A 9,179-nucleotide genomic window follows, 5' to 3' on the forward strand; every position below is an offset into this window, starting at 1 on the left:
CGGGCCGTGCCTCGCTAGAAGCCGTCCACTGTGTGCGGCAGCAGCTCTGTGTGCAGGGCCGCGTCCAGTGCCGCCGCCGCACCCGGTGTGTGTTCCGCGGCGAGGCCCGCGTGGACCAGGGCCGTCATCCGCGTACCGCCCAAGTAGCAGGCGGCCAGGTCGCGTACGTCGACGGAGAGGTCGGCGGGGTCGTGCGTCGGCTCGTACGCCGTGCCGTCGGGGCCCGAAGTCAGGCGGTGCGGCCCCGAGTTGTCCGGCAGATGCGCGTCGTGCACATCGAGGACCAGGTCGACGGGGGCGGCCCAGGAGCGGCGCAGGAGCGCGGCCCGTACGTCCGTGAGCCGCACCCACAGGGCCGGGAACTCGTCGGTGACACGGACCTGGTCACGGTCGGCGGCGAACAGGAGCAGCGGGTCGTCGAGGGGCCGGCCCCAGGCGCGGACCTTGCCGGTCAGGTCGATGGACGCGAGGTACTGCCACAGCGCGGCGGCCGCCGCCGGGGTCTCGGCCTCCAGGTCGTCGACGCGTACGAGTCCGGGAGCCCCGGGAGTGCTCTCGTCGCGCTTGGTGCGGTAGATGGCGTAGCCCGCGAGGGGTTCGCCGATGACGACGGTCCGGGGCGGCGACATGTCCTCGTCGTCCTCGTCCTTCTCGTTCATCCACTCCTCGGTCCACCAGGCCTTGGTGCGGCCGATCCGGCCGGGCCGCGCGGCGCGCGTGCGCTCGTAGAAACCGGCGATCAGGGCGGGCGCGTCGGCGGGGTCGACCAGGCGCAGGGGTCGCTCGTCGGGTGCGATGCGCAGGGCGAGGGGGCGGGTGGAGTCGAGCTCCACGGTGATGCCGTGCGTGGCGTCGCCGAAGCCGAACCGGCCGTAGATCACGGCCTCGGACGCCCACAGCGCGGCGAGCGGCCAGTCCTCGGCGGCGCAGCGGGCGAACAGCTCGGCGAGCAGTCCCGAGAGCGCACCGCGCCTGCGGTGCGTGGGCGCCACACAGGCGAACGTCACGCCGGGGCAGGGGAGTTCACCGCCGGGCACGGACAGGGTGAAGGGGAACGCGGCGACCATGCCGACGAGTTCGTCGCCGTCGTACGCGCCCACGCGCGCGCAGCCGCGCAGCAGATCCTTGTGGTGGCTGCGCAACTCGTCCTCGGGCTTCTCGTGGAAGGCGAGATAGGCGAGGGCCAGGGCGCGCTCGATATCGCTCTCGGGGATCTCCCGGAACTTCAGCGCGGGGGTGCAGGGAGCGACCGGTCCTGAGGGTGTGGGACGGGTATTCATATTCCGGACACTAGTTCTCGAAAGCCGTACGGGCACCGGAATTTTCGGCTGCCCGGTCCTGCGCGCCCGGTTCCCCCGTATCGCCACGGCCGTGGTGCTTGGGCGCCCTGACGGTGACGAGGAGACCGGCCACGAGTCCGGCGAGGAGCATGATGCCGGCGGCCCACCAGATCGCCACCGTGTAGCCGTGCACGACACCTTCGGCGGTGACCCGGGCCTTCTGCGCGGGGTCCCGCAGGTGCGCGCCGATGTAGGTGGAGGTGGCGGTGGTGGCGATGGTGTTGAGCAGGGCCGTACCGATCGAACCGCCCACCTGCTGCGCGGTGTTGACGGTCGCCGAGGTCACCCCGGAGTCCTGCGGCGCGACGCCGGAGGTCGCGGTGGCGAACACCGGCATGAAGGTGAGGCCCATGCCGAAGCCGGTGAGCAGCATGCCGGGCAGCACGTGGCTCGCGTACTCGCCCTCGACGGTGAGCCCGGTGAGCAGCACCAGGCCGAGCGCGGCGATCAGCATGCCGGGGACCATCAGGGCGCGCGGCGGGACGTGGTGCAGAAGCCGGGCGGAGACCTGCGTGGAGCCCACGATGATCGCCACCGTCATCGGCAGGAACGCCAGACCGGTCTTCACCGGCGAGTACTGCAGCACGCCCTGCAGGTAGTACGTGAGGAACAGGAACAGCGCGAACATGCCGATGGTCGCCAGGCCCATCGTCAGGAAGCAGCCCGCGCGGTTGCGGTCCTTGATGATGTGCAGCGGGAGCAGCGGGCTCGGGGCGCGCTTCTGCCACCACACGAACGCGGCGAGCAGGACGACCGCGACCGCGAACAGGGTGAGCACGAGGGAGTCGGTCCAGCCGCGCGGCTCGGCCTCGCTGAAGCCGTACACGAGGGCGACGAGACCGCCGCAGCCGAGCAGTACGCCGGGCACGTCGAGGCGGGCCCCGGTGTGGCCGGGGCGGTCGTGCAGCATGCTCAGGGCGCCGAGCACCGCGATGAGGGCGATGGGGATGTTGACGTACAGGCACCAGCGCCAGTTCAGGTACTCGGTGAGCAGCCCGCCCGCGAGCAGCCCGATCGCGGAGCCGCCGCCCGCCATCGCGCCGTAGATCCCGAAGGCCTTGCCGCGTTCCTTGGGGTCGGTGAAGGTCGTGGTCAGCAGGGAGAGCGCGGACGGCGACAGGATGGCCGCGAAGACGCCCTGCAGCGCGCGGGCCCCGAACAGCATCCCGGAGCCGCTCGCGGCGCCGCCGAGCGCGGAGGCGCCGGCGAAGCCGATGAGGCCGATGATGAAGGTCCGTTTGCGTCCCACGAGGTCGGCGATCCGCCCGCCGAGCAGCAGCAGTCCGCCGAAGGCCAGGGTGTAGGCGGTGATGACCCACTGCCGGTTGCCGTCGGACATCCCGAGGTCGCGCTGCGCGGACGGAAGCGCGATATTCACGATCGTCGCGTCGAGTACGACCATGAGCTGGGCGAGTGCGATCACCACGAGACCCCACCAGCGCCGGGGGTCGGGGGGCGCCGGTGAGGTCTGCGGTATCGGGGCGATCGGTGCGTTTCCGGGCGAGCTCATAGATTCCAGGACAACACAGGGGGGTGGGATTGTGCGCGTTGGCGCGGGGTGCGCGGGGCGGGGTGCGTGGTGCGCGGTGCCTGCAGGCCACGTACTGGCGGCGGGTACCCGTCGTACCAGGGTTCAAGTCACCGTCGGCACCGTGACCTCAGGGTTCGAGGACGACCTTGCCGACGGTGCGCCGGGACTCCAGGGCGCGGTGTGCCTCCGCCGCAGAGGCCAGCGGAAACCGTGTGAGCGCGGGTCGCAGCCGCCCCGCGCCCGCCTCCGCGAGGGAGGCCAGCTCCAGGGTGCGCATCGGGTTGGCGCCGCCCGCCTTGGCCATCATCGCCGGGCCGAGTACCCCGGTCGAGGTGATGCCGCGTTCGGCGAGCTCCTCGTCGGTGAGGGCGAGGCCGCCGTCGGAGTCCAGGCCCTGCGCGGTCCAGCCGAAGACGATATGGGCGCCGCCGGGCCCGAGCAGATCTATCGCCGCACGGGCCACGTCCCCGCCGACGCCGTCGAAGACGACCGTGGCGCGGCGTTCGCCGAGGAAGGCGCGGACCTCGTCGGGCCAGCGGCCGTCCCGGTAGTCGACGGCGAGGTCGGCGCCGTTGTCCCGTACGAGCGCCACCTTTTCGGGCCCGCCCGCGAGGCCTACGACGGTGGCCCCGGCGTTCTTCGCGTACTGCACGAGCAGCGTGCCGAGGCCGCCCGCCGCGGCCGGGACGATGACCACCGAGTCCGCGGTGACCTCGTGGAACAGCAGGATGCCCAGGGCCGTACGGCCCGTTCCGATCATGGCTACGGCGGTGGCGTCGTCGAGTCCGGCCGGGATCTCGTGCGGCTTGGCCGCGTCGACGACCGCCAGCTCGGCGTACCCGCCGGGCGCGAACCCGAGATGGGTGACGACCCGCTTGCCGAGCCAGCCGGGATCGGTGCCCTCGCCGACCGCGTCCACGACGCCGGCGACCTCGCGGCCGGGGATCGTCGGCAGCGCGGGCAGCTCGGGCAGCGGGCCCTTGATACCGGACCGGATCGCGGTGTCGAGCAGATGGACACCCGCCGCCCTGACGGCGATACGGAGCTGGCCGGGGCCCGGCTCGGGGTCCTCGGTCTTCTCGTGGACGAGGGTCTCGGCCGGGCCGAAGGCGTGCTGACGGATGGCGTGCATGGCGGGCTCCCCTGGGCGGTACGGCGGTTGCGTGCGCGGTACGGCGGTTTGCTTGCGCGGTACGGCGGTTGCGTGCGCGGTACGGCGGTTTGCTTGCGCGGTACGGCGGTTGCTGACATGGGCCATCGTTCAACCTCGACCAAGGTTGAGGTCAAGAGCGGCCCCAAGGTGCCCCGGGAGGGCTATGCGGTGACCGCCGCCCTGGCCGCCTTCAGGGCCAGCGTCGCCGCCGTCACGGCGCTGGTGAAGGACACCTCGGACAGCACCCCCGGCGCCGCGACCTGGTCGCCCGCAAGGAACACGCCGTCGCCGCGCTCCACGGCGGGCCGGTCGCGCCAGGTCGTACCCGGCAGGTCGACGGCGCCGGTGCGGCCCGCGGCCAGTGCCTCACGGCGCCAGGCGGTGCGCTCGCGCCAGTCGGGGAAGCCCAGGTCGAGCAGCTGCTCCGCGCGCCGGACGCCGTCGCCCTTCGCCTCGTCGGGCCCGATGGGGATCTGGCCCTGTACCAGCTGCTCGCCGCGCGGTGCGAGGGTGCGGTCGGCGGCCGAGAACCGTTCGATCCAGCCGGGCCGGTCGAGGTCGGAGAGGGCGAAGGGGTCGCCGCGGCGTTCGCGTACCGCCAGATCGATCAGCGCCGTGCGCCCGCTCTCCCAGCGCAGCGAGTCGTCGTCGAGCAGCCGCCGGGCCGCGTCGAGGGAGGTGGCGACGATCACCGGCCCGTCCTCGGGCAGGCTGCCGACCCGGGACGTGGTCTCCACGCGTACGCCGAGGTTCCAGGCGCGGGCGGCCATCCGGTCGATGACCGAACTCCAGCCGCCGCGCGGGTAGTGCGCCTCGGGCTCCGGCGGCGGGGAGTTGGTGCGGGGCGTCGGCGTTGGAGGGCCGGGGTTGGCGGGGCGGACGGATTCGCGGGGGCGGTTCGGGGGCGGGGTGCCGAGGTGCGCTGCCCGGGCTGACGGTCCGGGGTGGGGTGTGGTCATGTGGCGTCACCGCCTTGGTCGTTGGCCGTGATGTCATCACCCCGTGCCCGCCCGCTCGTCCGGCGGCGGCGAGTCGGTGCGGGGTGCCGAGGTGCGCTGCCCGGGCTGACGGTCCGGCCCGGGGGCGTTGTCAGTGGTGTCATCGACCATGGGGGCATGTCCCGCGAACGACACGTACCCACGGTGAAGCCGCCCCGTCGTCCCGAGCTCCGTCTGCCGCCCCTGCGGCCGTACGAAGGCTGGGAGCTGGAGCCCGACGGCGACTATGACGGCCTGGCCTTCACGGACACCGACCTCTCGGGTCAGGAGGGGCCGGGCGCCCGTTTCCTGGACTGTGCGCTGGAGGGCTGCGCTCTCGACGAGACCTCCCTCGCCAACGCCCGCCTGATCGACTCCCGGCTTGCGCGGGTGCGCGGCGTGGGCACCGACCTGTCGGGCGCGTCCCTGCGTGACGTCGAGGTGCTCGATGCCCGCATGGGCGGGGTGCAGCTGGCCGGTGCGGTCCTGGAGCGGGTCGTGGTGAGCGGCGGCAAGATCGACTATCTGAATCTGCGCCAGGCCAAGTTGCGGGACGTCGTCTTCGAGGGCGTGGTCCTGTCCGAGCCGGACTTCGGCGGTGCGGCCCTTGAGCGGGTCGAGTTCCGTGACTGTGTGCTGCGGCGGGCGGATCTCACGGGGGCGCGGATGAAGGACGTCGACCTGCGGCGCGCGGCGGAGATCGATATCGCCCGCGGCGTGGACCGCCTCTCCGGCGCGGTCATCAGCCCCGCCCAACTCCTGGACCTGGCCCCGGTGTTCGCGGCGGCGGTGGGCGTGCGGGTGGAATCGGCCTGAGCGGACGGCCGAGCGGGAGCGCGGGCCGAGAGGGAGGACGGGCCGAGGGGGAGGGCGGGCCGAGGGGGAGGGCGGGCCGAGCGGGGGATCCGGGCCGCGCACGTCTCGGCCGAGCGGGTCCCCGGCCGAGCGGGTCCCGGCCTGAGAGGGTCCCCGGCCGCGCAGGTCTCGGCCGAGCGGGTCCCCGGCCGAGCAAGCCCCCGCCCGAGCAAGCCCCCGCCTGAGCGGGTCCCCGCCCGAGCAGGCCTCCAGCCAAACAAGCCCCCGCCCGAGCAAGCCCCCGCCTGAGCGGGTCCCCGCCCGAGCAGGCCTCCAGCCAAACAAGCCCCCGCCTGAGCAAGCCCCCGCCTGAGCGGGTCCCCGGCCGAGCGGGTCCCGGCCGAGCGGGTCCCCGCCCGAGCAGGCCTCCAGCCAAACAAGCCCCCGCCCGAGCAAGCCCCGCCCGAGCAAGCCCCGCCCCCGCAGGTCCCGTCCCGGCGGAGTGCCGTAGAAGGTCGGGCGTGGGTCCGGTCAGGGGCTGGGCCCGTGACACCATCACCTACGTGCTCGACATCGGCTACGCCCTCTCCACCCGCTTCCCCGACCCCCCGCAGACCGACTACCGCCGCGCGGACGTCCGTGCGCTGCGGCACGACCTGTTCTGCGGGGACGTGTATCTGGCCGACACCAAGGCCGACCGGGAGCTGTCCACAGCCTGGGGATGGGTGCCGGTGCTCGACTTCGCGTGGGCGCTGTGCGACATCGTCGAGCGGCTCGACCGTGACCCGCTCGGGAGCCGGGCCTCGCGGCCGCAGTACGCGGAGCTGGACTTCACGGAGTCCTCGGACCGGATGCTGTTCGAGCGGCGGTTCGGCTGGGTGGACGTCGAGGGCGAGTGGCTGCCGGGGTCCGAGGCCCCGCTCACCTTCGCGCACACCGAGCTGCGCCGTGAGGCCAGGGACTTCCTGCAGGATCTGATCGCCGATCTGTGCGATCTGCACGAGTCCCTGGGGGACAACCCGGTGATCTGGGATCTGCAGGCCCGCTTCCCGAGGGTGTGAGCGGAGCGCTCCAGGCACGCTCGGCCGACTGAACGCGGCTCAGGTCAGCAGCCGTCGCTCCTTCGCCACCGCCACCGCGCCCGCGCGCGTATCGACCCCCAACTTGTCGTAGATCCGCCCCAGATGGGTCTTCACCGTGGCCTCGCTGATGAACAGCGCACGGGCGATATCGCGGTTGCCGAGGCCCTGGGCGAGCTGGCCCAGGATGTCCTGCTCGCGGTCCGTCAGGGTGGGCTGCGGGCTGCGCATCCGGGCCATGACCCGGCTGGCCACCGGTGCCGAAAGGGTCGTACGTCCCTGCGCCGCCGCGTGGATCGCCGCGAACAGCTCATCGGGGCGCTCGGCCTTCAGGAGGTAGCCCGTGGCGCCCGCCTCGATGGCGCGGGTGATGTCCGCGTCGGTGTCGTACGTGGTGAGCACGAGAACCCGTACGCCCGTGCCGGAGATCTGCCGGGTGGCCTCCACCCCGTCCATTCCGGCGCCCAGTTGGAGATCCATCAGGACGACGTCGGGCGTCAGCTTCGCGGCCAGGGCGACCGCCTCCTCGCCCGTCCCCGCCTCGCCCGCGACCTCGATGTCCGGCGCGCTGCCGAGCAGGGCGAGCAGACCGGCGCGTACGACGGCGTGGTCGTCGCAGAGCAGCACACGTACGGGCCCACGTGCGGGCACAGCTGCGGGAACGTGATCGGCGGAAGTCATGAGCGGGTCTCCAGGGGGATCGCGGCGGACAGCACCGTGCCCTCGCCGGGCGCGGACTCGACGGTGAGTGTGCCGCCCAGCTGGGCGACGCGGGCGCGGATCGCGGGCAGCCCGTGGCCGCGGACACCGGCCCGCGGCGCCGCGGCGACGGCGCGCTGGTCGAAGCCGCGGCCGTCGTCGGCGACATCGAGGACGACCTGGTCGTCGAAGTGGACGAGGGTGAGCACCGCGGTGCTCGCACCGGAGTGCTCGCGGACATTGGCGAGGGCGCCCTGCGCGATCCGCAGCAGCGCCGACTGCACCCGGTCGGGCAGCGGCAGTTCGGTGCCCTCGACACGGCAGCGGACAGCGAGGCCTTCCCTGGACTCGCGTTCCGCGAGGGTCCGCAGGGCGGGGGCGAGGCCGGTGCCGCCGGCCAGGTCGGCGGGCGCCAGATCGTGCACGAAGCGACGGGCCTCGGCCAGATTGCGGTCGGCGAAGGACTCGGCGGTACGGACATGGGCGCGGGCCGTCGCCGGATCGGAGTCCCAGACACGGTCGGCGGCCTGGAGCAGCATCTGCTGGCTGGACAGACCCTGGGCGAGGGTGTCGTGGATCTCCATGGCGAGCCGCTGCCGTTCGGCGAGGGTGCCCTCGCTGCGTTCGGTGGCGGCGAGCCGCTCGGACTGGCGCTGCATATGGACGAACACGGCCACGGCGATGGCGGCGACGGCGGGCGGCGCGAGCACCAGATTCGGGTCGAAGCCGTTCGCGAGCCGCAGCTGGGCCCCGACGACGAACGCCGTGAGGGCCACCACCAGGGCGAGCGCCGGACGCGGCGGGAGCGTCCGCAGGCCGGTGTAGAACAGCGGCACCGCGCACCAGGCGAAGCTCGGCGCGAGGATCACGAGGACCATCCAGGTGCCGACGACCGCGCCGAGCCAGAGCAGCCGCCGCGGGGTCGGCCGGTCCCCGGCGACGGGGCCCCCGAGTACGTACAGGAAGGCCAGGCCCGCGGAGAGCCCGATGACCCACGTGGTGGCGGGGTCACCGGGGTGCCGGATGAGATAGCGGGCCAGTGAGGCGCCGAGGAGCAGGAAGAACGCGGTGTGCATCACGGCCGCGAGACGCCGGGTGTCCGGGTCGGGCCGTGCCGCGGTGCCATCGCGTGCCGCGCGGTCGTGCCCGGCTGCGGCACCGTCGCGCGTCCGGCGCCCGTGCCGCGCTGCGGTGCTTTCGCGCGTTTCCTGGTGGTTCACGGGGCCATCGTCACCCGGGTCGGCCACGTCCGCATCAACCGATCGGTCGACCCCCCTGTCGACCGAGGGGAGCGCAGCTCACAGCCGGTACGTCGACGGGTCGGGGCCGGATCCGGCCGGAGGATCGATAGCAGCGAAACCGCCACCCCCTCCCGCCTCAGAAGGAGCCCGGAACCATGAAGAAGCTCTCCCTGCGTGCCCGTGTCCTGACTGGTACCGCCGTCGCCGCGACCATCGCCGCCGGTGCCTTCGGCTCGCTCTCGGCCAGCGCCACCCCCGCCGCCCAGGCCGCCGCGCCCGCCGCCGCGGTGTCGGACCAGAACACCACCCAGTCCACGCACCTGACGGTCGCCGCCGCCACCAAGGCCGCGCAGGCCACCCTCGA

At 73.4% G+C, this 9,179-nt stretch carries 7 protein-coding genes and 2 pseudogenes; 3 read left to right on the top strand and 6 right to left on the bottom strand.

All coding sequences use genetic code 11. From position 1 onward, the window contains the following. Positions 1-14 precede the first annotated feature (14 nt). From ACFQVC_RS35350 to ACFQVC_RS35365, 4 genes and pseudogenes are all read right to left on the bottom strand, one after another. Positions 15-1,280 carry a GNAT family N-acetyltransferase gene (locus ACFQVC_RS35350; RefSeq protein ID WP_381838425.1) on the bottom strand — a complete coding sequence of 422 codons (1,266 nt, stop codon included), beginning with the start codon at positions 1,278-1,280 and terminating at the stop codon, positions 15-17. A 10-nt stretch (positions 1,281-1,290) separates the two neighbouring features. Beyond that, positions 1,291-2,850 (bottom strand): MFS transporter, encoded by a 1,560-nt coding sequence (locus tag ACFQVC_RS35355; RefSeq protein ID WP_381838427.1) that lies wholly within the window; start codon positions 2,848-2,850, stop codon positions 1,291-1,293. Between the two features lie 148 nt (positions 2,851-2,998). After that, entirely contained in the window at positions 2,999-4,003 is a 1,005-nt protein-coding gene (locus ACFQVC_RS35360; protein ID WP_381838429.1) for a zinc-binding dehydrogenase, read from the bottom strand. A gap of 182 nt (positions 4,004-4,185) precedes the next feature. Then, positions 4,186-4,842 (bottom strand): annotated as a pseudogene (locus tag ACFQVC_RS35365) (phytoene desaturase family protein); the annotation flags it as partial. Positions 4,843-5,139: 297 nt separating this feature from the next. On the opposite strand from ACFQVC_RS35365, the gene ACFQVC_RS35370 reads away from it, so the two are divergent. Together ACFQVC_RS35370 and ACFQVC_RS35375 are read left to right on the top strand one after the other, a co-directional pair. Next, positions 5,140-5,817 carry a pentapeptide repeat-containing protein gene (locus ACFQVC_RS35370; RefSeq protein ID WP_381838431.1) on the top strand — a complete coding sequence of 226 codons (678 nt, stop codon included), beginning with the start codon at positions 5,140-5,142 and terminating at the stop codon, positions 5,815-5,817. 542 nt (positions 5,818-6,359) lie between these two features. After that, on the top strand, positions 6,360-6,857 hold the full coding sequence (locus ACFQVC_RS35375; RefSeq protein ID WP_381838450.1) for a hypothetical protein: 498 nt from the start codon (positions 6,360-6,362) through the stop codon (positions 6,855-6,857). A gap of 39 nt (positions 6,858-6,896) precedes the next feature. On the opposite strand, the gene ACFQVC_RS35380 is transcribed toward ACFQVC_RS35375, so the two are convergent. Next, positions 6,897-7,556 (bottom strand): response regulator, encoded by a 660-nt coding sequence (locus tag ACFQVC_RS35380; RefSeq protein ID WP_381838433.1) that lies wholly within the window; start codon positions 7,554-7,556, stop codon positions 6,897-6,899. Next, on the bottom strand, positions 7,553-8,794 hold the full coding sequence (locus ACFQVC_RS35385) for a sensor histidine kinase (protein ID WP_381838435.1): 1,242 nt from the start codon (positions 8,792-8,794) through the stop codon (positions 7,553-7,555). Before ACFQVC_RS35385 ends, ACFQVC_RS35380 begins: the two co-directional genes overlap by 4 nt. 176 nt (positions 8,795-8,970) lie before the next feature. Here ACFQVC_RS35385 and ACFQVC_RS35390 point away from each other — a divergent pair. Continuing rightward, positions 8,971-9,179: pseudogene (locus tag ACFQVC_RS35390) on the top strand (heme-binding protein); the annotation flags it as partial.

It is taken from the genome of Streptomyces monticola (assembly GCF_042665355.1).
GTDB lineage: Bacteria > Actinomycetota > Actinomycetes > Streptomycetales > Streptomycetaceae > Streptomyces > Streptomyces monticola.

Excerpts from the sequence above, each read along its gene's own strand:
- ACFQVC_RS35370 (WP_381838431.1), top strand. The coding sequence starts at position 5,140 with ATGTCCCGCGAACGACACGTACCCACGGTGAAGCCGCCCCGTCGTCCC.
- ACFQVC_RS35350 (WP_381838425.1), bottom strand. The coding sequence starts at position 1,280 with ATGAATACCCGTCCCACACCCTCAGGACCGGTCGCTCCCTGCACCCCC.
- ACFQVC_RS35355 (WP_381838427.1), bottom strand. The coding sequence starts at position 2,850 with ATGAGCTCGCCCGGAAACGCACCGATCGCCCCGATACCGCAGACCTCA.
- ACFQVC_RS35360 (WP_381838429.1), bottom strand. The coding sequence starts at position 4,003 with ATGCACGCCATCCGTCAGCACGCCTTCGGCCCGGCCGAGACCCTCGTC.
- ACFQVC_RS35380 (WP_381838433.1), bottom strand. The coding sequence starts at position 7,556 with ATGACTTCCGCCGATCACGTTCCCGCAGCTGTGCCCGCACGTGGGCCC.